Annotated in this window: 23 protein-coding genes; 6 read left to right on the top strand and 17 right to left on the bottom strand. The window is 35.0% G+C overall.

All coding sequences use genetic code 11. The features are described from left to right. Nucleotides 1-66: 66 nt before the first annotated feature. Together yihA and ACPF63_RS22130 are read left to right on the top strand one after the other, a co-directional pair. Nucleotides 67-690 (top strand): ribosome biogenesis GTP-binding protein YihA/YsxC, encoded by a 624-nt coding sequence (yihA, locus tag ACPF63_RS22125; protein ID WP_077413656.1) that lies wholly within the window; start codon nt 67-69, stop codon nt 688-690. After that, complete coding sequence (locus tag ACPF63_RS22130; RefSeq protein ID WP_426481339.1) at nt 683-1,132, top strand: GNAT family N-acetyltransferase; 450 nt, start codon at nt 683-685, stop codon at nt 1,130-1,132. The genes yihA and ACPF63_RS22130 overlap by 8 nt, the downstream gene beginning before the upstream one ends. 61 nt (nt 1,133-1,193) lie before the next feature. Here the strand turns inward: ACPF63_RS22130 and ACPF63_RS22135 are convergent, their stop codons facing one another. The 14 genes from ACPF63_RS22135 to ACPF63_RS22200 form a co-directional block, all read right to left on the bottom strand. Then, entirely contained in the window at nt 1,194-2,093 is a 900-nt protein-coding gene (locus ACPF63_RS22135; RefSeq protein WP_426481340.1) for a hypothetical protein, read from the bottom strand. Between the two features lie 11 nt (nt 2,094-2,104). Beyond that, a complete protein-coding gene (locus ACPF63_RS22140) occupies nt 2,105-3,445 on the bottom strand; it encodes a beta-carotene 15,15'-monooxygenase (protein ID WP_426481341.1) in 1,341 nt (446 codons plus the stop codon). Nucleotides 3,446-3,451: 6 nt separating this feature from the next. Beyond that, on the bottom strand, nt 3,452-3,859 hold the full coding sequence (locus ACPF63_RS22145) for a hypothetical protein (protein ID WP_426481342.1): 408 nt from the start codon (nt 3,857-3,859) through the stop codon (nt 3,452-3,454). A gap of 5 nt (nt 3,860-3,864) precedes the next feature. Then, nucleotides 3,865-4,266, bottom strand: coding sequence for a DUF6804 family protein (locus tag ACPF63_RS22150; protein ID WP_426481343.1), 402 nt, complete (start codon nt 4,264-4,266; stop codon nt 3,865-3,867). Nucleotides 4,267-4,273: 7 nt separating this feature from the next. After that, a complete protein-coding gene (locus tag ACPF63_RS22155; protein ID WP_426481344.1) occupies nt 4,274-4,801 on the bottom strand; it encodes an SH3 domain-containing protein in 528 nt (175 codons plus the stop codon). 43 nt (nt 4,802-4,844) lie between these two features. Next, nucleotides 4,845-6,116 carry a hypothetical protein gene (locus ACPF63_RS22160; RefSeq protein ID WP_426481345.1) on the bottom strand — a complete coding sequence of 424 codons (1,272 nt, stop codon included), beginning with the start codon at nt 6,114-6,116 and terminating at the stop codon, nt 4,845-4,847. A gap of 11 nt (nt 6,117-6,127) precedes the next feature. Next, the gene (locus ACPF63_RS22165) at nt 6,128-7,198 is read right to left on the bottom strand and encodes a type I restriction endonuclease (RefSeq protein WP_426481346.1); all 1,071 of its coding nucleotides are present in this window, start codon (nt 7,196-7,198) and stop codon (nt 6,128-6,130) included. Nucleotides 7,199-7,203: 5 nt separating this feature from the next. After that, the gene (locus ACPF63_RS22170) at nt 7,204-7,542 is read right to left on the bottom strand and encodes a YegP family protein (protein WP_426481347.1); all 339 of its coding nucleotides are present in this window, start codon (nt 7,540-7,542) and stop codon (nt 7,204-7,206) included. A 2-nt stretch (nt 7,543-7,544) separates the two neighbouring features. After that, a complete protein-coding gene (gene yidD / locus ACPF63_RS22175; RefSeq protein ID WP_426481348.1) occupies nt 7,545-7,832 on the bottom strand; it encodes a membrane protein insertion efficiency factor YidD in 288 nt (95 codons plus the stop codon). Further along, on the bottom strand, nt 7,804-8,067 hold the full coding sequence (locus tag ACPF63_RS22180; RefSeq protein WP_426481349.1) for a hypothetical protein: 264 nt from the start codon (nt 8,065-8,067) through the stop codon (nt 7,804-7,806). The genes yidD and ACPF63_RS22180 overlap by 29 nt, the downstream gene beginning before the upstream one ends. Nucleotides 8,068-8,200: 133 nt before the next feature. Beyond that, nucleotides 8,201-8,866: a response regulator gene (locus ACPF63_RS22185; RefSeq protein ID WP_426481350.1), complete on the bottom strand. Its 666-nt coding sequence runs from the start codon at nt 8,864-8,866 to the stop codon at nt 8,201-8,203. Between the two features lie 117 nt (nt 8,867-8,983). After that, nucleotides 8,984-9,646 carry a DUF5932 domain-containing protein gene (locus ACPF63_RS22190; RefSeq protein ID WP_426481351.1) on the bottom strand — a complete coding sequence of 221 codons (663 nt, stop codon included), beginning with the start codon at nt 9,644-9,646 and terminating at the stop codon, nt 8,984-8,986. A 10-nt stretch (nt 9,647-9,656) separates the two neighbouring features. Beyond that, on the bottom strand, nt 9,657-11,288 hold the full coding sequence (locus ACPF63_RS22195; RefSeq protein WP_426481352.1) for an ATP-binding protein: 1,632 nt from the start codon (nt 11,286-11,288) through the stop codon (nt 9,657-9,659). Nucleotides 11,289-11,346: 58 nt separating this feature from the next. After that, nucleotides 11,347-11,532 (bottom strand): hypothetical protein, encoded by a 186-nt coding sequence (locus ACPF63_RS22200; protein WP_426481353.1) that lies wholly within the window; start codon nt 11,530-11,532, stop codon nt 11,347-11,349. Nucleotides 11,533-11,912: 380 nt separating this feature from the next. Here ACPF63_RS22200 and ACPF63_RS22205 point away from each other — a divergent pair, with 380 nt between their 5' ends. Continuing rightward, nucleotides 11,913-12,725, top strand: a complete 813-nt coding sequence (locus tag ACPF63_RS22205; RefSeq protein WP_426481354.1) for a hypothetical protein — start codon at nt 11,913-11,915, stop codon at nt 12,723-12,725. A gap of 75 nt (nt 12,726-12,800) precedes the next feature. Further along, nucleotides 12,801-14,588: a metallophosphoesterase family protein gene (locus tag ACPF63_RS22210; RefSeq protein ID WP_426481355.1), complete on the top strand. Its 1,788-nt coding sequence runs from the start codon at nt 12,801-12,803 to the stop codon at nt 14,586-14,588. Between the two features lie 101 nt (nt 14,589-14,689). On the opposite strand, the gene ACPF63_RS22215 is transcribed toward ACPF63_RS22210, so the two are convergent. Continuing rightward, a complete protein-coding gene (locus tag ACPF63_RS22215) occupies nt 14,690-15,766 on the bottom strand; it encodes a phosphatidylinositol-specific phospholipase C1-like protein (RefSeq protein WP_426481356.1) in 1,077 nt (358 codons plus the stop codon). A 330-nt stretch (nt 15,767-16,096) separates the two neighbouring features. On the opposite strand from ACPF63_RS22215, the gene ACPF63_RS22220 reads away from it, so the two are divergent. Beyond that, nucleotides 16,097-19,141, top strand: coding sequence for a SusC/RagA family TonB-linked outer membrane protein (locus tag ACPF63_RS22220; protein ID WP_426481357.1), 3,045 nt, complete (start codon nt 16,097-16,099; stop codon nt 19,139-19,141). Nucleotides 19,142-19,159: 18 nt separating this feature from the next. After that, a complete protein-coding gene (locus ACPF63_RS22225; protein WP_077413146.1) occupies nt 19,160-20,920 on the top strand; it encodes a RagB/SusD family nutrient uptake outer membrane protein in 1,761 nt (586 codons plus the stop codon). Between the two features lie 179 nt (nt 20,921-21,099). Here ACPF63_RS22225 and msrA read toward each other — a convergent pair whose 3' ends face one another. After that, nucleotides 21,100-21,654, bottom strand: coding sequence for a peptide-methionine (S)-S-oxide reductase MsrA (gene msrA, locus ACPF63_RS22230; RefSeq protein ID WP_426481358.1), 555 nt, complete (start codon nt 21,652-21,654; stop codon nt 21,100-21,102). Nucleotides 21,655-22,035: 381 nt separating this feature from the next. Further along, entirely contained in the window at nt 22,036-23,004 is a 969-nt protein-coding gene (locus ACPF63_RS22235) for an ROK family protein (protein WP_426481359.1), read from the bottom strand. Between the last annotated feature and the right edge of the window lie 70 nt (nt 23,005-23,074).

A 23,074-nucleotide genomic window follows, 5' to 3' on the forward strand; every position in this document is an offset into this window, starting at 1 on the left:
AATACATCATAAAATGACCATTAAGAGCTTTTCTTAATGGTTTATTTTTCTAAAATACATTCAAAAATGATTATCAAGACAGCAGAATTTGTAAAGAGTAGTGGAAAATGGCAGGAATGCCCTGAACCAAATATTCCCGAATATGCTTTTATCGGAAGGTCGAACGTAGGAAAATCATCACTGATCAATGCCATGATGAATCATAAAGATCTGGCTAAAACTTCGGGGACTCCGGGAAAAACTCAGCTGATCAATCATTTTTTGGTGAATGAAAACTGGTACCTTACCGATTTACCAGGATATGGATATGCAAAAGTTTCAAAAGTTCAGCGAAAGGATTTTGAAAAACTGATCACCAACTATATTCTGAACAGGAGAAACCTGGTGAACCTTTTTGTTTTGGTAGATTCAAGACACTCTCCACAGAAAATTGATCTGGAATTTATCCAATGGTGCGGAGAAAGTGGAATCCCATTTTCAATTGTCTTTACAAAAGCAGATAAGCTAAAACCGAATGTGGTTATCAAAAACGTTGAGGATTATAAGACCGAACTTCATAAAACATGGGAAGATCTTCCTGAACTGTACATTACTTCAGCAGAAAAGAAAGAAGGCGGAGACAACATTCTTGATTTTATACAAAAGACCAATGATTTTTTAACGAATAATAATATAAGTTTCGATGAGTAATATTGTCTGGAAAATCAAAACGTTTGATGAGTTCACCGTTCCTGAATTGTATTCGGTATTGAAAGCACGTATAGATGTTTTTGTTATTGAACAGAACTGTCCTTATCCTGATCTGGATAATTATGACCAGAAAGCGGTTCATATCTGGGCTGAAGAAGATGGGCAGGTGCTGGCATACTGCCGTGTTTTTAATAAAGGAATAAAGTATGATGAAACTTCCTTCGGCAGAGTTCTGACTACGGAGCAGGCAAGAGGAAAAAGTCTTGGGAAACAGCTGATACAATATGCTGTAGAAACCATAGAAAATCGTTTTCATACTTCTGAAATCAAAATATCCGCACAAGATTATCTTTTAAGATTCTACAGTGGATTTGGATTTATAGATACAGGGAAAAAGTATCTTGAAGATGATATTCCACATACGGAAATGATAAGAAAATAAAAAAAAGCGAGGAAATTTAATTCTTCGCTTTTTTATAGTTAAATATATTGGAGTGTGTTTTTTATTTCCCTGAAATAGCTTTTAATATAATTGGCTCCAGATTGGATGGGAGATCAGCAGATTTGATCTGATACTTTTTAATTTTCATTTCTTTAAACCAATTTTCCCAATATTGCTTAATAACAGCTTCTTCAAAAGGATTACCTTTTTCCGGATTGATTCCTAAAACAAAGACTTCGACATTACTCAGATTTTCATTTGCTTTTACAAAGCCATAGCCATTTTTTTCAATGCTATCTTTAAAAGCAGAGGTTGTTAAATAATTGGTTCTGATAAGTTTGGTTGTTAAATAGGACGTTTTATATGAATTTTTCTTTTTTTCGGCAAACTTGGTATTTTCATGATACATATAACCATCGGTCAAAATGAACAGAATATTTCTGCGATCATCTTTTATGCAATAATCTTTCACTTTGTTTTTGAAAAATTCCCAGATATCTGAGCCAACATATTTGCCGTCTTTTATTGCTGATTGATAAATATTTAAAGGTAATTCCGAATATTTTTTATCAACGGAATCAAAATAATTTCTTGGAGTATCTTTATTGAAAGAAACTTTCAGCTCTTTTGTAAGCTCATTCATTTTCGGGTCTGAAGGCTCCGGGTTGAAGAAAACCTGCATCTGATCGTCATAAGTGATAATTCTTTTTGATTTAATATGGTTTAAAAATCCTTTCTCAATGGCCTTGATATATTCTGTGTCCCTTTGGTAATATTCCATTGTAGGATTTGGATTGGTGTTAGGATCAATTCTGTCGGATAAATCAATCAAAATACTGACATTGATATTGTTTGAGTCAACAACAATAGAATCCTTATTTCCTGTAATTGTTCCGTCATTTTTGCCTTTGCAGCAAGAAACCAAAGAAATGATCATTAATAAATAAAGTAATTTTTTCATAATCTGTGATGTTATAAAGATGATAAATACACTAAATTTTGATTATCAGAATTAGCTCCCACGGTTTCCAGATTGGTATTGTAAGTGGCGATGCAGTCATCAATCAGCGTTTGTTTTTCTGTTCTTGATACTGCTATTTTTTCACCAATAAAAGTGACCCAGCCCTGAACATATTCCGAAGCATACAATTTGTAATCTTTGGTCGGAATAATGACCCCATCAATAATATTTTGAAGCTCTTCGATTCTTCCTCGAGTTTTGATCACGGTTTCTTTTATGGTTCCGATACTGGCAAGAATCTCTTCGATCTCTCTTTTCAATACACTGATCTTTTCCTGAAAGAATTCAACCCTTTTCTGTCTGATTTCCTGTTCGTTCTTGATCTTATCTTTTTCACGGTGTTCTTTCATGACAAAATCAAAAACCAGCCCCCAAATAATGTATACAATGAAACCTGCGAAAATAATTCCCCAAAACTGAATTTTAGTAAAAGCTATTTTGATATCGAAAGGCGGAGACTCAAAAGTTTTATTGAGTTCATATAATTTTGATTCAATTTCATAGGCTAAAATGGAGTCGAAAATAAAAGTTACGATAAATAATAACCCGAGTTTGATATAATTGGCTCTCGTTTTATTCTCCCAAAACATGTGAATCAAATATCCTAATCCGAGAAACACAAACGGAATCAGGGTAACAAAAGCACCTTCAATAACTCCTTCGTTCCACGCTTTGCTGAAAGCCTGGGCATCCAAGACACTTTGAATTATTGTACTTTTTGCATCAAAACTTTTAAAGAAAGCAGAATAAGAAGTTGATATATAAAATGTTGTTAAATATAGAGTAATGGGAATCAAAAGAATCAGGCCGATCCAGAATTTTGCGGATGCTCCTCTTGTCGCTTTTACATTGTATTTTTCCGGGTTCCTGGGAAGATCAAGAATTTCAGCTTTTAAAATTTCAATAGTATGTTGGTGGTTCTCAACTTCTGAGCTTTTGTTTTTTAACTGTTCTTCTTTGGTTTCCTGTGAGACTGTAAAAGCTTTAATCTCTGTTTCCCTGTTTTTCTGTTCGTTGACGTAAGATTCTTTCAGTTTTTGCTGTTTTTCAACCATTTCCTTTTCTTCATTCTGAAATTTTGAATAAACAGCATCCAGACAAATGGATAGAGTAGAGTGGTTCCCACTGGTTCGTGAGCTGTCTCTGTAACCGGATTCATGGTAGGTCCTTTTTCGACTTTCTTCTAAAGATTCATCGGTTGAATCGATTTCATTTTTTGGAGTCTGTTCCGGTTGAGATTCTATCGGAACAGATTTGAGTTTAAATAAATTTTTTATGCTGGTAGTATCCATGATGATTTAGTTTTTTAATTCATATAAAATTTCACTTTTGTTCTTTCCGATTTTTACGGCTTCAATGAGATAATCTACAATGGGCATTACATTTTCTTCCAAAAAGCCAAACATCAGAACATATTTTTGCATCGCAGTATATTCATTGGGAGAAACCATACCGTCTGCCCATATCATTACTGTGAGATCATACAGATAATCTACTTTTTCTTCAATCGTCTGTGGAACCAATGATTTTAAGTTGATGGGGTTTAAGAGAATTTCGTCCAGATTTTTAGATGGAATTCCTCTTTCTTCTGCACATTTGTAAAGCATTTTTAATTCTAATGCACTGAAATCATCATCACAGATGGCCATTTGGTACAGTCTTAAGAAATGAGCTTTGAGATTTTCTGTTATATGATTGTTTTCCATGATGGTTATTCTTCTTTTGGTTTTTTAGGATTAATGATTCTGTCTCTTGAAACAGTTCTTTGATGGATGGGAATAGAGTGTTCTGTGGTTTCTTCAGGAACTTCTTCTTCCTTTTTCTGTTCTGTTTTTTCTACGAAATTGATCAACAGAAATAAAATTCCTGTGATGACGTCAATCGGTATCCAAATGCTTTTCCGATATAAATAAAAAGGGAAAACGGGATTAAAAAGAATGAGAATGATAAGAAATATTATACTAAAATAATGTTGTTTAGAGCTGAGTGTATTGTATAAAACTAATAAAGCTCCAATGGAAATAATAATTCTAAGAAAAGTATAATATTCTATAGGAAGTTTGAAAATACCTGCGAAACAGCATAACGCACAGAAAGTGAGAAATGGTTTCATTTTTTGATTATTTTATATCTTTATAATAAACATAGCCTGTCTTTCCATTCGATTTAATCAGTACTTTGTACCATGAGCCTTCTTTTGAAAGTTGTATCAATTTAGCCTTTTTAGACACGGTTGCTATTATCTTAGATTTAAGGGATGGTCTCTCGTAGATATTTGTTGCCTCAATTCCCGCAATGTATCTGTTGTTGGAATTTATATTGAGATTAACCTCATCAATAAATACTTTTGGTGGCTTACTGGATTTTGTTTTGGAAGATTGATAAGAATCTGAAGGGTTGTATTTTTCAGACTTTCTTTTTTTACTAGATCTGCCTGATGATGAGCTTCTTCCGGAAGAGCCACCTCCACAAACACCACATGTTCTACCCCCACTGCAGTGCCCGCATCTTGAGCAGTTGGAACAGGCTGTGCAATAGGCAGAACCTGTACATCTTCCGCCGTGTCCTACATTGTCATTGGCTTTAAAACAAGAGTTTAAAAGAAATAAACTGAAAGTAAGTATGAAGAATAGTATTATTTTTTTCATGCGTTAAGTATTAGAGTGTTAATTGGTTTTTTTGACTGGGCGCTTAGATAAAAATTTCATTCATAGATATTTCTCTCATGGCCTGTATTTTTAAGTGATCATTAGAATTTCTATATTGCCTGATAGAACTTGATAATCCCAGTAAAAATATTTCGGCTTCATTTCGGTTTAAACGCAATGAATAGCTTTTATTCTGAATGACAAATTCGAGATTTCCTCCTCTTATGTCGTGGGAAATTAGTTTGTAGAAAGGAATTTGAAAACTTTTTCCCCCGGCATTGAAAATAATTCTTGAATTTGTTAAAAATAAGCTTCCGGGATGTATCTGTGTTACATTTTCTCTTACAGAACGATATCTTCCACCACCAACTCTGGCATTGACTCCTTTCATCACTCTAAAAGAAACGCTGGAACTTGTGCGGGAATAGCCTGTATGAACCAGTTTATTTTCAATAAGATTGGCATTAACATTCAGATAGCATTGCTCATCTCTGGTTAAAGTTATTGGAGGATTGTAAATAACAGGGAAAATACCATGATCCAGATTCCATAATAATTTGGCATGTTGTAAGTTCTTAATTTTTCGTTCAGAGATAAATGTTGTAATGCTCTGATGATCAATCTTCAGGTTTCTTGTGGCCTGTTTCAACTCTGTTTCTTCCATTGGGGAAAGACGGTTATCTGATATTTTTTCTTCAAGCAGCCTATTAAATAATGAAAAGGCTATTTTATTTTTGATTGCTTCAGTTTTGTCCAATGGAAATTGCAGAAAGGTGGCAATGTTGGTGATTTGTTGATTTTCAGAATCTGTTAATACATGATCTGCATAGCAATTCTGGATTAAATTTTTCACGGTTTTTTCTGATATTCTTTTTTTTTCAAGCAACATTTGCTGTTCAGATAAGTTGAAATATACTTTAATCTCATTTAATGTATGGGTTTCATTTTGAGTGAGATTAAAATCTGATATAGCAGCACATAAGGTGTGATAATAGATTTTTCTTCCAAGTCTTATTTTTTGTTTATCACTTAATGGTTTTTGGCGATTGAACACATTCTGCTCATAGGTGGGCAAAATAGTATGAAGGTGAGAATAGTTGATGGCTTTCACTATTGCATAGGTTCCATCAGGATTGATTTTCATTACTTTACTTGAAATGAAATCACCGGTTAAGGGAACTAAAAATATGGAAAACATCAACATTACAACTGAAGCTGCAAAACTCTGCTCTATAAATAAACCTAATGATATCAATAGACAGAACACACCCAAAATCCACCGCAGAATTTTCAGAATAAATAAAAAAGTTTTCATGGTTATTATTTTTATGAATAATTTTCGAATGTCTGATGAAGCTGATTCCTATAATTGTAGATTTCATCCAAAGTATTTAATAACACTTTTTCTCCGGCTTCTTTTCCGTTATGGAAGGTTTCTAAATATTTATTCGTTGTATTGAAATGTAATCTACAAAGTGGTTTTCTATTGTTATCATCCAATAGAACCCCGAAATAGGACAATGTATCCCTGTAGGCAATTCTTGAGGCCGGAATTTTCTCTCTCAGAATCGCTTTTACGATTTGAAATCCCTCCAGTTCTTCCTCAGTTGTTACAATTTTAGAATCATTGTTTTCATCGATGGATGATGATGTTTTTACTTCATCTTCTCTTTTTTCAATTTGTTCATTAATGCTCAGTGCGGATTTCAGCCGGAAACTGATTGATTCATTAATAGAAGTAGTCAATGCTTTTTTAGCATATTCTTTGAAGGAAACCATTCTATTGGCTGTTAAAGGCTTTTCGAAGAAACGGTTCACTAAAAGTTTTACCAATTCATCAGACGGGTTTTCAATCTCTTTTTCGAATTCTTTTCTGATAGCTTTGATGTACTTTAATGCTTCTGCAGAATCAAGAATACTTTCCAGATTATAATCTTTCTTGGTAAAGCTCTCCAGAATTTTAATGGAACTATCTTTAAGATCTTCAATATTAATAGTGAAAAATGGTTTTTCATCCATAATATTAGGCTTCTCCAGATCTGTATAAAAGTTATAAACGATCCCATTCGTCAAAACACCGAATCTCGTTTTCGAAACATGATAATACCTGTGAAGCTGCGAATTGTGAGCATCAGCACTTTCCTTCCAATGTTTGCATTCAATAATGAAGATAGGTTCATCATTATTTTTAATCACATAATCTACTTTCTCTCCTTTTTTTGTTCCGATATCACAAACATGCTCAGGAACAACTTCTGTGGGATTGAAGATATCATAACCAAGGATTTGTATGAAAGGCATTACGAAAGCATTTTTTGTAGCTTCTTCCGTTCCAATCTGTTCCTTCAGTCCAATTACTTTCTGATGCAATTGCTCAAGTTTAATTTTAAGATCCATAGTTTTTAATTTTTTAAGGTTTCATCAACAATTTCTGCTGCCGGAGCATTTGATTTTACGGAAGCAATACCGTTTTCCATTCCGGATTTTGAACTGTACATTTGGCTGTTTCCGATAATTTCACCATTTCTTGCTTTTAACACGAAATAGTCTTTTCCATTTTTTGCAAGTCTTCTGTCATATCTTGAAAGATCCTGAGAGTTAACTTTAACGGATTCAATTCCTTTCTGGCAGGATGCTTTCTGAACATATCCTTCGCTGGTTAAAATAATTTCGCCATTTCCGGCTTTCAGATTAAACTGATACTCTTTGTTGACTCTTTGAGTGATTACGAATTTTCCCATGATTACTGTTTGTTTTTTATAAATCTTTCTGAAACTTCTTCTTCATTAAGAATTTGTTGATTAGGTAAAATGATTTGAATTTCTCCGTAAGGATTTTCTGTGATATAGGCCCCGGATCTGCAGTTTTGAAAACGATATCTGAATGCTTTTAGTCCTGAAATAAGTCCCTCATTCAATGCTTTTTCGTAGACATATTTGGAACAGCTGGTTCTGAAAATGCATTTTCTTCTTTTTGGCGGAGGAATTCCCCACCAATAGATTTTAATAAGAAGAAGTAACAGATTTTTCATTTTCTTTTTTGCTGAAAACTACCATTTGATAAGAAGTCATATAACCTGGTTTTACTGTATTTCCAAAACACCCTTCAACAGGTTGTATATAAGTGGAGACACTTTCCAGTCTTACATAGTTCCAACCGTCATTGGTATGGACTTTTATTAAATTGTCTAATTGTTCTGCAATATTTTTTGCACTCATATTTTGTTGATTTGCAGTCGCAACAAATGGTATTACTTTGTATTCCATAATGGGTTATTATTTAATATCCCAAAAATATGAGCATTACATTTTGGTCCGTTACGGGTTTCCGTAAAACGGGCAAAAAATAATAAAGCCTTTCAAAAAAATTTGAAAGGCTTTATGTAAAATGAATTGTTTTTTATATAATTCCGATATCTTTACAGAAGGCTACCAGCTGCTCATTGCTGTTTATTTCAAGATCTTCCTTCAGGCTGTTTAATCTTTTCTCAACGCTGCTCAAGCTGGCGGGTTTTATATTTCTTTCCTCGAGATGAACGGGGATGTTTTTCTGTAAAACGCCTTTAGATAGGAGGGAAACAAGTGTAATGTCAAATGTAGAAAACTCATAGCTATTGAACTTCTTCATATCCTGTTTCAAATCAAAAGATAAATAGTTTTCGCCTATATATACTGCTGCAATAGATTTTTTTAATTCTTTTGAATCGTTTCTGGCTTTACGGACAAAACCGTTAATTTGATAATCTGAAAAAAGATTTTCTATGATTCCCGTTTTATGTTCCGCAGAAAATACAATAACTTTCAAATCAGGCTGTATTTCTTTTACTTTTTTGATGAGATCCTTTCCGTCTTTAAGGTTCTGCTCATGATGATCTTCCTCATAATAAAGATCTGTAATCAATAAGTCGTAGGGATGTTCTTCCCGTAATGCTTTCTGAATTTTTCCTATGGCATCATCACAATAGTACACATAATCGACTTGGGGAATATTCAATTCCTTAAGGGTTTTCTGGACGGAAATATTGATGCTTTCATGGTCTTCGGCAATTAAAACTTTTTTGAACATGGCTATACGGTTTAATTTTAAAAAATAGGTTAAGACCTCAAAAATATATTCATTTGTTATTGTATGATTACGGGTTCACGTAAAAAGAATAAAAAAAGATCTTTTCAGCGGAAATACTCAGATTAGGCCAATATCTTTGCAGATTACAATCATCTCGATATTGTTTTTTGCCCCAAGGCTGTCGCGAAGCTCATTCAATCTTTTTTCAATTGATCTGATACCATAGGGCATCATATTGTGCTCCTTTAGATAGGTGCTTATCTCACTTTGTTTGTGTCCTTTTGCAAGCAGCTCAAGTAATTTAATATCATAGGTGTCAAACTCAGAAGAAATATGACGCATCGTATTCAGAATTTCCTGAGGAATTACCGTCTCTCCATTAAAAATTTTCCGTATTGAACTTTTCAGGTCTTGTCCGTCACGTCTTGCCTTGCCTACAAATCCATCAACCTTATATATCTTGTAAAGATCATCAATTGTTTTTGCTTTCTTTTCTACTGAAAATACAATGACTTTTAAACCAGGCTGAATTTTTTTCGCCTCAAAGATAAGTTCCTGTCCGGAATGAAGTTTCTGGGAAATATGATCTTTGTCAAACGACAGATCAGCAATAAGCAATTCGTAAGGACTTTCTCTTTCTAAAGCAGTTCTGATTCTACCTAAAGCTTCATCACAATACGTTACATAATCGAAATCAGGGATATTTAATTCTTTTATTGTATTCAGGATTCCCTGGTTCATTATTTCCTGATCTTCAACGATTAAAACTTTTTTGAACATGATGATATAGTTAAGAAGCAGGGAATGAAAGATTAACCTTCAGCCCTTTTTCAATTTTTGTATCAAAAGTAATGGTTCCATTAATCGCTTCAATGCGGGATGCCGTATTGCGCAAGCCATTTTTATACACAAGATCTCCTGAAATTCCTACTCCATTGTCTTTGTATTGAATTTCAACCCTATTGTTTATTTTTTCAAATTTAACGGCAACATGGCTGGCTTGGCTGTGCTTTTTCATATTCACCATAAGTTCGCGGAGCATTTGATAAATTTCCTCTTTTACTGTAGAAGAAATTGGTTCCCAAATCCCGGGGCTATTTCCTGCAGTAAAAGTTTTTACGGTATCATTAGTGAAGGAAGCAATAAGTTCTGAAATTACCTTACTGAACTCTTTTTCTTCCGCTGTTTTATCGTAGGATATATCTCTGGATTTTTCATACACAAATTCCAGTTCGTCTAGGGCTTTATCCCGATCGAAATCTTCTTGGTTTTCAATCTTGGTCATCACCTGATAAATCCCATTGGCAACCACATCATGAACTTTTTTCGACATTTTAAGCTGGGTGTTTTTTACCTCGATCTCTTTTTCTTGTTGAAGTCTTTTTTTTCTTCTTTTAAACCAAAAAAAGCCTCCAACTAAAGCTAAGATCAAAGCACCGATGCCAATATTTTTATAAAGTAATTCTACTTCCTTTTCTGCATTTTGTCTTTTCAGTTTTTCAGAATCATATCTCTCAAAAGCAAATTGATTTTTAGATTTATTTCTGGCTGTGTCTATGCTATCCTTCAAATTTTGATATTGTCTGAAGGTTGCTTTTATATTTTCAGGTTTTTCTAATTGTATTATTTTTTGGAGGGCTTCTAATTTATCATCAGGACTCTTGTTAAATGAGGCTGTTTGGAACATTTTTTTTGCATAAAAGAGAGCTTTTGCGACGTCACGATTCTCAAAATAATCTGTTAGGTGAGAAAAGCTTGCGTTTAATCCATCATTATCTTTAATACTATCTCTAATTTTTAACCCATTTAATAACTCTTCTTCGGCGTTATAATTTTTATTTTGAACAAATTTGAAATAGGCTTGATTGTCATACACTTTTGAATATAGAAAAGGGTGTTTTTTTAGATTTGGATAATGAAGAATTCTATTGAAAAGGATATTTGCAGAATCAAACTTTTTTGAATAGCTAAAAGCAACAGCTTTATTATTTAGATGTGTAAGACTATCTACAGGATCTTGTGAAAATTTTGCAGCAAGACTGTAAAATTTCGAGGCTTTTTTATATTCTTTAAGGTTTTGAAAAGCTATACCAAGACTATTATAATTTGATGAAAGCTCATATGAATCTTCTTTTTCGTTTAAATATTTAATTGCAGAAAGACCTGTTTCTTGGCTTCCATAATAGTCGCCATAATCATTCTGTATAATAGCCATATTGACTAAACAACTTCCGGCATATGAAAGCTTTTCCTGATTAATAAATTCATCTTTCGCTTTATTGAAATATTTAAAGGCGCTATCCTTTTGTGAAGTTTTTAAAAAGCTGTAGGCTTTATCATAATCTTCCCTATTAATCTTATTGTTGTTCTTTCTGCAGGACAATACGAATAATAGTAATAAAAATGGTATTAGTTTTTTCAACTTGTTTTTTATCAAAATTAATAAAAAAAGCGAAAGAATTTTCTTTCGCTTAATAGTATTATTTCTTTGGAGGTGGAGGAGTTTGTCCCGTTTCCCCTCCCGTATCACCACCAGTTCCTGTATCAGGATTTTCTCCCAGGCTTTGAACTGTTACGGTTGTTGGGTTATTATCATTTGCAGTTGTTGCATTAGTATTATTGGTTGAGAATGCTAAACCGAATAGCATTAATATAATTTCTAACATGGTTCAAAAAATTTATTGTTAAAGCATTCGTATTCTTCCCTGCGAAGCAGATCGCAGACAGTGTTATACGTTTAAAAAAAATTGAAGCGCTTCTAAATTTTTTGGGAAGTGAACCTTCAAAAACGGAGGAGAAACATCTGCTTCCCAACCCGGAGTTTTCCTCCGTTTTATCTGGCGATTTTTGAAATCAGAGTTTTGATTTTCTGTTTATTTTTTTTGTCCTGATTTCTTTTACAAATATCTTGTATATAACCTCAAATACTCAGACAGGTGATAGACAGATGGACATGTTTTAAGTAGTTGATTTTTACGGAAAACCGCAATTTTGATGTCTTGCTTTTGTCTAATTTGGACAGCAAATAACTAATACCTGAAACGTTATGTGTAAAAAGAAAAAATTTTTAATAAAAACGGTGTTTGAAACAGCTAAAAATGAGCTTCCCCGTAAGAGTAAAAATTCTGTTTCAAAATATTTGAGTTTACTTTTTGAAGAACGGTATGACTTTTCAAGAGATGATAAAACATACAGTCGATTTTATACCCATTTAGTACAAAACAATGTAGATTATAATATTGATGATGATGCCTTATATTATTTAAGTAAGTATATAGGATATGATGATTTTGACGATTTTTGCAATAGAGTAAGCATAGAAGGAGATGGAAGGACTACGTTTACTATGAGCTTTAAAGATCTATCTGATAAAATCCAACAAATAATAATCACTGTAACACCAACAGTTTTATTACAGGATTTTATGAAGAAAAACGGGTTAGGTATTTTAGAAATGACTTTTGTTTTATTTCTCGTTACAGGAGGTGTTGTTTTCTCTAATGGTAAAAATTCTAAATCTATAGGTTTTACTTCGGGCTGGGGTTCTTCTGCTATTGATAAAGCATATATGTATTGGGATAAGGATAGGTATATGGCAACAGATAGTAGTTCTCTAGGCTCTCAAGTGGAGATAGTTCCAATGAATCAATATATGTTTAAGTATTTCAAGAAAATTATGAGACCGGACACACTGACTGTTGCAAATTCCTTAGGAAAAGTATGGTATAATAAAAGTAATAATCATGTAGAATTCTTTACAAGTTTTGGAAAGCACCCTGAAAATGAAAAAACATTAAGAGACGTTTCTGAAAGAATATTAGAAAATTATGCAGGACAAAATGCAGAATTAGAAGAATAACCTTTTTTCACAATAATTTAAAATTCAATTAAAACAATTCCCCATTCATTCCTGTAATTTCGTCTTATTTTTAAGATGGATAAACAAATAGTCTTCGTTTTATTGTTTATAAGCACGTTTTTCTCGGCGCAGAAACCTGTACAGATTGCTTTTCTGTCTGACATACATTTTCAGGATTTATATGGAAGTTTTTCAGATCATGATTTTAAAGGAATTCTGAATCCTAAAACGGGAAAATATACAATCCTGAGAACGATGGATTCTCAACTGCACTCCACAAGAATCTTCAATGAGAACTATTTTGCCTTTCTCAAAGCGTTGGATGATATTGCTGCTAAAGGAATTAAAATCGTAGCGATGCCCGGAGATTTTTCTGATGATGGACAGGCTTATAACCTTCGTGGGCTTCATAGAATTTTAGAACTGTATCACCAGAAATACGGGATTAATTTTTATCTGACCACAGGAAACCACGATCCTGTTGGGCCGTTTCGAAATGACGAAGGAAAAGATGATTTCCTCGGACAAAATGGAAACCCATTGGGGATTTACAGTAAAGAAAGTATCGGAAAATCAACAGATAAGATCATCACAAAAGATATTGCAGAATCCGGATATTTTGAAATTTTAAATGAATTAAAAGATTTTGGTTTCTATCCTAAAAAAGAAGATCTGTTCTGGAGTACACCCTTTGATCATGATACTTTTAAAAATTATACTTACAAAAAAGGATTAGAGGCTGCAGAGTATTCCAAAAGGCTATATGAAGTGGAAAATGGTTTTTCTGTTCCGGATTTAAGTTATGTTGTTGAACCAGTGAAAGATGTATGGGTGATTGCTATTGACGGAAATACCTATATTCCTAAAAATATCAATGAAAATTCCCACAGTCCGTCTAATTATAAAGGAGCAAGCATTGGCTATAATAATGTGCTGACCAACAAACAGCATTTGATAGAATGGATAAGAAGACTTTCCGGTGAAGCAAAGAAAAACAACAAAACCCTGATTGCATTTACCCATTACCCAATGATTGATTTCAATGACGGTGCAACCAACGAAATTAAAAACCTGTTGGGAGAGAAAAAGTGGCAGTTGGAGCGTGTTCCTCAGGAAGAAGTGGCAAAGGTATTTGCTGAAGCAGGATTACAGATTCATTTTGCAGGGCATATGCATATTAATGATACAGGAATCAGAAAATTCGGTGAGAATATTTTGGTCAATGTTCAGGTTCCATCACTGGCCGCCTATCTGCCGGCGTATAAAATTCTGACGATACAGTCTCCTGACAAACTGGAAGTACAAACTGAGGTTCTAAATGAAGTTCCGCGTTTCAATGAATTGTTTCCATTATATGAAAAAGAATATGATGCTTTACAAAGTAATACAACTAAAATACTTTGGAATAAAGACATTTTAAAAACAAAATCCTACCATGATTTTATGCTTTTCCATTTAAAAGAATTGGTCCGTTTGCGAATGATTCCTGATGACTGGCCAAAAGACTTTATAGAAAAAGCAGGGAAGCTGAATGGTGAAGATCTGCTGTTACTCATCCAAAATAATAATCAGCTCAAAGAAAAGAGAATCAGATCTGAAACTTTTGCAAAATGGTCTTTTGATGATCTGTTGCTGGATCTGTATAAATTTCAATCAGCAGATGAGCTGGCGAAAAGAGATATTCCCAAAGAAAGGCTGAAGCAGTACCAAATATTGGAAAAACTCTATCAGGAGAATCAGTCACAGAATGTATTGGTAAGACAGTTAAAATCTGTTTTTAAAATTCTTACACTGCTTTCTAACGGAGATCCGGCAGATCATTTTGAAATAGATTTGAAAAAACAGAACATAACAAAACTGTAATTACTTGTCGTCTATTAGCGATTTCATAGATTTTCCCGTTCAAAAGAAAAGGCCGTCAATCTGACGGCCTCCTCAATTATAAATCTAGCAGCAAAACAGGATTAATTTCCCGTTATAGGATTTTTTCTTTCGTAGGTATTGTTGTCAAAACTCACCTTATAGTTGGATTTGAATAATTTGCTGGGATAATAATAATCTGTAGTGATAATTTGTGCACCGCTTTCCTTTGCTTTTTCAAATCTTGAATAATCCTCACTTCGTGCTTCCATCGTATCCGCATCGGCTCTGGTACGGATGATATATCCTTTTTTTACCAGATCTTTGATTATCACATCGTCCTTCTTCGGTTCATTCATAAACAGAACGGCCGATTCTGGAGTTCCGGGAGTGGAGTTGGTGAAAATCATTCTTCCTTTCAATGAAGGATGATCCATTGCGTACAGATCCCTGTTTTTTCCATTGTTATCTAAGACAAAAAGAAACTTTCCCTTGGCATCTTTTACTTTTGGCCAGTTTTTATTTAAAACAGCTTCGTTCAGCGTTTTATAGAAACCTCTGATGTCATCTGGTGTAATAATTTTATCTTTCCCGAGGTATTTTTTCAGTTCATTATCCAGATCATTAAAAAGCTGACTGGTATAATGCTCCGACTCTGTCCCGAATTGATTCGCTTTTCCATCCTTCGGTTCAAGTGTTATAAAAACAGGATCGTGATGAGGATGCCTGTCAGACCATTTTTTCAAATCCTTCAGACATTCTTCCAGCGTATAATACCACGTTTGATAATCAATATCTGTAATATGAATCATCTTGTAACCCGGTTTTTTCATTTTTCCTTCAGGATCAAAAGGCTCGGAGGTTTTTACAAGATCCAGAATTTTCGGATGGGCATACTTTCCTCCTTTGCTGTCTGCATAAACATCAATCTCCAGATTTCTAAGCCCAAGATCCAGCTGCTCGGGGATAGGAATATGTTCATATTGAATCTTCGGTAAAGAGTTCTGAGTATCTTTTTGGGATAAATAATGGTATACTTCAGGTAGAATGGCTTTTTTATAAGAATTGTGAGAGCCGATAATCTGAATTTCATTGATCTTTAGCTCATCAAATTGCTGAGATTGTGACCAATAAAGGTTGAATGAAGATAAACAAATACCAAGAAAAACAGCCTTTTTCATTTCTATACATTTTATATGCGAAATTAAGGACTCTTTGTTGATGATGATTTATATATTATGTTAAGTAATTTTTAAAATTCTGTGAATGTTGAAAAAATAGGGGTGCATAAATGTTTGATATATAACAAGTTTATATTCTCTCAATTTGAGATATTTATATTTTGTTGACTTTAAGATAATATTATGTTAAAATAGATTTGTAGCAGATCCTTTTACTTTGTATGCCGAAATAAAAACTAACCGTTGCCTGAAAAGAAAACCACTGTTGCGGGAACAACAGCGGCTTTTTGATAAGCAATGTAACGTCTTGCAATTACTTTACTTATTGATATGTACCACAAAATTAATTTTTTTAAGTTTAAAAAGCTAATCCCGATTGCATTAATTTTTTTGGTGGCCCACCAAGCTGATGCTAAAGGATTTACTTCAGACTATCCTGTGTTTTCGCAGGTAAACGAAACCATTTCCGGAAATGTAACGGATCAGAATGGTTCTGCAATAGAAGGCGCGAAAGTGACTGTTGTAGAAACCGGAGATACTGTTTCTACCGATTCATCAGGAAACTTCTCAATTTCAGGCAGCATTGGGCAGACTTTATCCATTTCATATGAAGGATATGGAGAACAGATGGTGAAAATCTCCAGTACTTCAGTTTCCATAAAATTAGAATCCAAAAAGGGCTCAACCTCTATTGAAGAGGTAACTCTGGTTGGATATGGTTCTCAGAAAAAATCTGATTTAACAGGAGCTGTAAGCCAGCTGAAAGCAGAAAATTTCAAAGAAGGAATGAACATTTCCGTGGATAATCTGATGCAGGGAAAAATAGCTGGTGTCCGTATTGTTCAGTCGAGTGGTGAACCCGGAGCAGGAGTGAATGTTTCCATCAGAGGTATTGGTTCCATCCGAAGCGGAAGTACACCATTATTCGTTGTGGACGGTATTCCTTTGAATAATGATCCGGTAAGTGCACAAAGTCCGAATGTAGGACTTGGAAATACAACTGCAAAGAATCCGCTCAACTTTTTGAATACAAGTGATATCGAATCCATCACGGTTTTGAAAGATGCTTCTGCCGCTGCAATCTATGGAGCAAGAGGTTCAAACGGTGTTGTTTTGGTAACAACAAAAAGGGGAAAGAAAGGAGAGCCAATGTTTACGTACGATACGTATTTAGGTTTTTCTTCAGTGATTAAAAAATTAGACTTGATGACTGCCGATGAATACAGAGCGGCAGGGATTGATAAATCGTATGATCATGGCGGAAATACAGATTGGCAGGATGAAATCTACAGAAATGCGGTCTCATCCAATCATTCCGTATCATTCTCAAAGGCTACAGAAACAGGGAATTATTTTGCATCCCTTTCTCACATGGATCAGGACGGTATAGTCCTGAACAGCAGCTTTAAAAGGACAACAGCCCGTTTGAATGCAGAAGAATCTTTCTTTGATAACAAGAGATTAAAGGTTAAGCTGAATCTTACCGCCAGTGATATCAGAGAAACGGGAATTCCAAACGGTGGAAATGCAGGGTCTGACGGGCAGCTTATCATTCATGCTTTAATGGCCAATCCTACGCGTTCTGTCTATGACCAAAATGGAAATTATACCAATTTCAATATGAACGCCCATTACAATCCACTTTATTTATTGAGCGTTTACGAAGATAAGACGAATACTTTCAGAGTGTTGGGGAATACAGAAGCAACGTTGAGAATTTTACCGGGATTGAATTATAAATTTAATTTAGGGGTGGACAGAAGCTTGTCAGAAAGAAACACAACAATGTTCCCGAATATTACAGACAGAAGTCCAAAAGGAATCTATTCACAGGCCAATCTGGATTCTTATAATATTCTTTTGGAGCATTATTTAACGTATGACCTTACCTTAAACAGACATAATTTCAGCGTATTAGGAGGTTTTTCTTATCAGAAGTTTAAAGCTACTGCTACTTATCTTGGTGTAAGAAACTTTGTTAACCAGGGAGCGGGGATTTCGCCGGAAATTAATCCTGGATATTCCGGAGACGTATTTATTCCACAGCCGGGAACTTCTCAGGAAAATGAACTGCAGTCTTACTTCGGAAGAGTAAATTATAATTTTGATAAAAAATATTTCTTAACAGCTTCGTTAAGAGCCGATGGTTCCACGCGTTTTGGAGATAACAATAAATATGGATATTTCCCGTCAGTGGCTGCAGGCTGGACCATTTCAAAAGAAAATTTTCTGAAAGATGTTTCATTTATCAATGAATTGAAGCTAAGAGGCAGCTGGGGAGAGACAGGAAATCAGGAAGTTCTCAATAAAATTACAAAAGCAAGTTATCTGTTATCACAAAGTGCAGGATACTATTTATATGATAACTTAAACCTGATCAATGGAGTTCAGGTGGTAAGAACACCCAATCCCAATTTGAAATGGGAAATTGTAGCACAAACCAATATTGGATTGGATTTCAGCTTGTTCAGAAACAAACTGTACGGTTCATTGGAATACTACAACAAAACCACCAAAAACCCGATATTATTTATTCCTTCCACTCCATTAAGTCCCACAGATTTTGTCTGGCTGAATGCGGACGGGAAAATCGTTAATAAAGGTTTTGAATTCTCTTTAGGCTCAGAAATTATTAAAAACGAAAACTTTACATGGAATCTTGACATCAATGGGGCTACTGTAAATAATGTGGTGAAAGATCTTCCGGTTTCCGGAATTAATTCCGGTGAAGTTTCCGGACCAGGGCTTTCAGGCGTTACCGCAAATATCTACAGAAACGGATATGAAGCAGGATCTTTCTATATGTATAATTATTTAGGGATTGATGCCAACGGAAAATATATCTATGAAGATCTGAACGGAGACGGAAAGATTGACCCGAATGACAGAAAGATTTTTGAAGGAGCGATTCCCAATTTTACTTTCGGGATCAATTCTTACATGAAATACAAGAAGTTTGATTTTGCATTCTCTTTCATTGGGCAAACGGGAGGGTATTTGGTGAATAATACGGCTTTGGACTTAAATATCAACAATTTAGCTTCAGACAGAAACGTGTTGAAGAAATATTATGACTCAGGAGCAAGCTTTGCCAATCAGCCGCAATTATCTTCTTTATACCTTGAAAAATCAGACTTTATTCGCTTAAGCAACGTAAGATTAGGATATACTTTTGACATGAATCAATTGAAATTTTTGAAAAGTATCAATCTGTATGTAAGTGCACAGAATCTATTTACGATTACCAATTATTCAGGATACGATCCACTTGTTGACACCAACAAGCAGGTGCAGGGAAATCAGTCTTTAGGAATTGATTATACGACCTATCCGTCTGCGAAAACTTTCATTTTGGGAGCTACTATTAAATTTTAATTTAAGTTAAAAGAAATCATGAAATCTAAATTTTTAAATCTAAATAAAATCGTTTTGTCCATCGCAGTAATGTCTTTAGTGGGATGTACCAATCTGGATGAAAAAGTAATTGATGAGGTAATGGGAACTGAAAATGCAGACCCTGAAGCATCTCTTGCTGCGGCTTACGGACAGCTTGGTGACGGGACTTTTGTAGACCATGGAAGTGTGTTTGCCTTACAGGAATATTCTACCGATGAAGCCATTTTGCCAACAAGAGGAAGTGACTGGGGAGATGGAGGAAAATGGAGAGCGATGCACGAATTTACCTGGGACGCGAATAATGATGTGGTAAAAACCACCTGGAATCAGCTGAACTCAGGAATTACAAAATCTCTGTTTGCTATAGGAAGTATCAACAAGAGTACGATCAATAATAAGACTTTATTTCTGGCTGAAGCAAAAGGGTTATTGGCATTTTACACGTATACAACAATCGATTTGTATGGACAGGCTCCGTACAGAGATCCAGATAATTTAAATGCTCCCATACAGATCAGAAAGGCTGAATCTACCATTGATGCATTAATCACTGAAGTGGAAGGTCTTATTCCAAATCTGGCAGATATTAAAACCCAGAATACACACGCAGGAAGGTTTACAAAACAGGCTGCGTATGCATTATTGGCTGATATGTATCTTAACAGAGCGGTTTTAAAGAACAAGACGGCAGGTAGTTTTAACTTTAAGGAACAGGCTTTAAGCGGAGGAGGGAATGATATGGAGATGGTCATCAAGTATTCTGATATGCTGATTAATGGAGGTCTTTTTAGTTTAGAATCAAATTACTTCCACAATTTTGATATCAACAATGATACAAGTAAGGAAATGATCTTTACTATTGTTCAGAAAAAGAATTCCAACAGAAATGCAGACAATGATCTTGCATATATGTCTATGGAAAGAATCCAGAAGCCGTCGCCTGATAACAGGGGAACCAATGCAAATTGCGTTACTCCGGAATTTTATTATTCATGGAATGGAAATCATGATGACCCGCGTTTCCAGAGAACCTATCAGTATGAAGACGGAACATGGTTCAGAAATGACGGAACCGATGTAAGTGTGCCGTCAACAAGTAAAGTGGAAGGAACAGGAAAACCATGGTTTCACTTCAACAGGGGATTACAGGTTGGTCAGCAATATGGACCTAAAATTCTTGCCAATGGTAACTTCGACTTAACGGCCGATGGAAGAATTAAAGTATATAAGCTATTCACAGAAAAAAATACAACACTTGCCGCAGATTTTACTCCGGACCTGAATTTTGATAATCCTTCAGAGGCGGTATTTACACAGGCTCAGATCAACAGAGGAGTAAGAAATTTCAAGTTTGAATTTGATCCTGGTTATGGAAACAACGGAACAAGCGGAATGGATGTTCCATTATACAGATTAGGAACCATCTATATGATGAGAGCAGAGGCCTTTTTCAGAAACGGGAACGTATCGGGAGCGCTGGCTGATGTTAATAAATTAAGAACAATAAGAACGAATGATGCTTTGAAGAATAATGCCCCGGGAGTTGCACTTACTTCTTTGGATGCTGATGCTCTTTTTAAAGAATCAGGATATGAATTGTATTGGGAAATGTACAGAAGAAAGGCAATGATCAGGTTCGGAAAATTTGATTTGCCGGGAACTGCAAAAGCAGCTACTCAGCCCTACAGAAGAATTTTCCCGATTCCTCAGGCAACCCTTGATGCTTCAAAAGATTTCGCTCAAAACCCAGGATATTAGTTTTTTTCATATAAACAATTATTTTTGCGTAAACAGAAGCGAAGAGATTTCCTCCTCGCTTCTGTTATTTTATATCGGTTTGTAGCCATTCTATTGATATCAATAGGAGCGGACTTTAGTCCGTTTAACTCAATATACATTATCAATCTGGCTTTAGCCAAAATTTAAAAAGCAATTTTTTACTCTGCGTTCAGCATTCCCAATTCTCCATAATGTTTTTTGAACTTCTGGATTTTTGGACCTACTACAGCGCTGCAATAAGGCTGTGTTGGGTTCTCATTGTAATATCCCTGATGATATTGTTCTGCGGGCCAGAATTTTTCGAACTGAGTCAGTTCTGTCACGTAAGTACCAGCCCATCTTCCTGATTCCTGAGATACTTTGATGGCTGCTTCAGCTTTAACCTTCTCAGCAGCATCTTTATAATAAATCACAGAACGGTATTGAGTTCCTACATCATTCCCCTGTCTGTTGAGTTGAGTAGGATCATGAAGGAAGAAAAATACATCCATCAATTGTTCATAAGAAATAACAGCAGGATCATAAGTGATCTGTACCACTTCTGCATGTCCCGTTTCACCGGTACAAACTTCCTGATAAGTCGGGTTATCTTTATGTCCTCCTGAATATCCCGAAATAGCGGATTGTACTCCTTTCAGCATATTGAAACAGCTTTCCACACACCAGAAACATCCGCCACCGAAAGTAATCTGCTCTAAATTATTGTTATCCATTTTTGGTAATTATATTGTTTTATAATCCTTTCCTGATCCGGAAAAGACTGATCAAAAATAGGAAAAACTTTTCCATTTGAATATGATTTTAGCCTCTTAAACTTAAATTGTCGTGATAGATGTGACAAATGATTTGTAAACCATTTATGAATAAATATAGGATATAAATCAAACAGATCATCTTCGAAGTTATTTTAAAGATATTAGTATTAGCAATGTCATGCTGAGCGGAGTCGAAGCATTTCAATTAAAGTTAATCTGTAAGATGTTTTTTCGTCTTCTGTTTTTTAATTCCAAGACCAATAACACCAATGTTTTCACAAATAATCACAAAAAAAGCACCCTAAGAAGGATGCTCTATATTATTAAAAAAGATTTCAGTTATTTTTCCCAAACCAAAGCACTTGCGCCAAGAATGGCAGCATCTGCTTCGTCAAGTTCACTGAATACCAGTTTTACTTTATTTCTGAAAATCGGAAGAAGGTTTCTTTCCATATGAAGCTTAGCTGGCTTTAAGATAAAGTCTCCCGCTTTGATCACTCCTCCAAATAGAAGAATAGCTTCAGGGGAAGAGAACATTACAAAATTGGCTATTGCCTCACCCAGCTTCTGTCCTGTATATCTGAAAACTTCAATAGCAATTGGGTCTTCTTTGATAGCACATTCATATACTGTTTTAGAATTGATTTCATCTTCAGGATACTGGTTCAGCATAGATTCCGGGAACTCAGCTCTCATTTTCTTTGCTGTAATGGTAATACCGGTTGCAGAAGCATAAGCTTCCAGACTTCCTTCAGATCCTGTGCTCCAATGTTTTCTTCCGCCTGGCTTTACAATGGTGTGACCCAACTCTCCGGCAAACCCATCGTGCCCATAGATTAAACTTCCGTTGGCGATAATTCCACTTCCTACTCCTGTTCCCAACGTAATCATGATGAAATCTTTCATTCCTCTGGCTGCTCCGAAAAGCATTTCCCCCAGGGCTGCAGCATTGGCATCATTGGTCACTGTACAAGGAAGGCCGAATTTTGCTTTCATAAGCTCAGCAAAAGGAATTACCCCTTTCCATGGAAGGTTTGGAGCTAATTCTATGGTTCCTTTATAGTAGTTTGCATTAGGAGCTCCTACTCCGATTCCGTCAAAGTGTGCTTCAGTACCATATTTTTCCATCATTGGACGAACACTTTCATATAACGCATCGATGAAATCCTCAACTTTGTCATAAGCATCGGTTCTCAGATTTCCTTTATCCAGAACTTCTCCACGGTGGTTTACGATTCCGAATTTAGTATTGGTTCCGCCGATGTCAACTCCAAGGGCAACTTGTTTTGATAAATCTATTAATGACATTTCTATTATTAAATTCTAGGGGCTAAAATTATAAAAAAGATTGTATTAATGGATTATTAACTGGATTTTA

The organism is Chryseobacterium sp. R2ACT005 (assembly GCF_049949215.1).
GTDB lineage: Bacteria > Bacteroidota > Bacteroidia > Flavobacteriales > Weeksellaceae > Chryseobacterium.

Bases quoted from the DNA above. Each gene is read 5' to 3' on its own strand.
- yidD (WP_426481348.1), bottom strand. From the start codon at position 7,832: ATGAAAAATCTGTTACTTCTTCTTATTAAAATCTATTGGTGGGGAATT.
- ACPF63_RS22200 (WP_426481353.1), bottom strand. From the start codon at position 11,532: ATGTTAGAAATTATATTAATGCTATTCGGTTTAGCATTCTCAACCAAT.
- ACPF63_RS22215 (WP_426481356.1), bottom strand. From the start codon at position 15,766: ATGAAAAAGGCTGTTTTTCTTGGTATTTGTTTATCTTCATTCAACCTT.
- ACPF63_RS22225 (WP_077413146.1), top strand. From the start codon at position 19,160: ATGAAATCTAAATTTTTAAATCTAAATAAAATCGTTTTGTCCATCGCA.
- ACPF63_RS22180 (WP_426481349.1), bottom strand. From the start codon at position 8,067: ATGGAATACAAAGTAATACCATTTGTTGCGACTGCAAATCAACAAAAT.
- ACPF63_RS22205 (WP_426481354.1), top strand. From the start codon at position 11,913: ATGTGTAAAAAGAAAAAATTTTTAATAAAAACGGTGTTTGAAACAGCT.
- ACPF63_RS22155 (WP_426481344.1), bottom strand. From the start codon at position 4,801: ATGAAAAAAATAATACTATTCTTCATACTTACTTTCAGTTTATTTCTT.
- ACPF63_RS22145 (WP_426481342.1), bottom strand. From the start codon at position 3,859: ATGGAAAACAATCATATAACAGAAAATCTCAAAGCTCATTTCTTAAGA.
- ACPF63_RS22170 (WP_426481347.1), bottom strand. From the start codon at position 7,542: ATGGGAAAATTCGTAATCACTCAAAGAGTCAACAAAGAGTATCAGTTT.
- msrA (WP_426481358.1), bottom strand. From the start codon at position 21,654: ATGGATAACAATAATTTAGAGCAGATTACTTTCGGTGGCGGATGTTTC.
- ACPF63_RS22210 (WP_426481355.1), top strand. From the start codon at position 12,801: ATGGATAAACAAATAGTCTTCGTTTTATTGTTTATAAGCACGTTTTTC.
- ACPF63_RS22140 (WP_426481341.1), bottom strand. From the start codon at position 3,445: ATGGATACTACCAGCATAAAAAATTTATTTAAACTCAAATCTGTTCCG.
- ACPF63_RS22185 (WP_426481350.1), bottom strand. From the start codon at position 8,866: ATGTTCAAAAAAGTTTTAATTGCCGAAGACCATGAAAGCATCAATATT.
- yihA (WP_077413656.1), top strand. From the start codon at position 67: ATGATTATCAAGACAGCAGAATTTGTAAAGAGTAGTGGAAAATGGCAG.
- ACPF63_RS22235 (WP_426481359.1), bottom strand. From the start codon at position 23,004: ATGTCATTAATAGATTTATCAAAACAAGTTGCCCTTGGAGTTGACATC.
- ACPF63_RS22165 (WP_426481346.1), bottom strand. From the start codon at position 7,198: ATGGATCTTAAAATTAAACTTGAGCAATTGCATCAGAAAGTAATTGGA.
- ACPF63_RS22150 (WP_426481343.1), bottom strand. From the start codon at position 4,266: ATGAAACCATTTCTCACTTTCTGTGCGTTATGCTGTTTCGCAGGTATT.
- ACPF63_RS22160 (WP_426481345.1), bottom strand. From the start codon at position 6,116: ATGAAAACTTTTTTATTTATTCTGAAAATTCTGCGGTGGATTTTGGGT.
- ACPF63_RS22135 (WP_426481340.1), bottom strand. From the start codon at position 2,093: ATGAAAAAATTACTTTATTTATTAATGATCATTTCTTTGGTTTCTTGC.
- ACPF63_RS22190 (WP_426481351.1), bottom strand. From the start codon at position 9,646: ATGTTCAAAAAAGTTTTAATCGTTGAAGATCAGGAAATAATGAACCAG.
- ACPF63_RS22130 (WP_426481339.1), top strand. From the start codon at position 683: ATGAGTAATATTGTCTGGAAAATCAAAACGTTTGATGAGTTCACCGTT.
- ACPF63_RS22220 (WP_426481357.1), top strand. From the start codon at position 16,097: ATGTACCACAAAATTAATTTTTTTAAGTTTAAAAAGCTAATCCCGATT.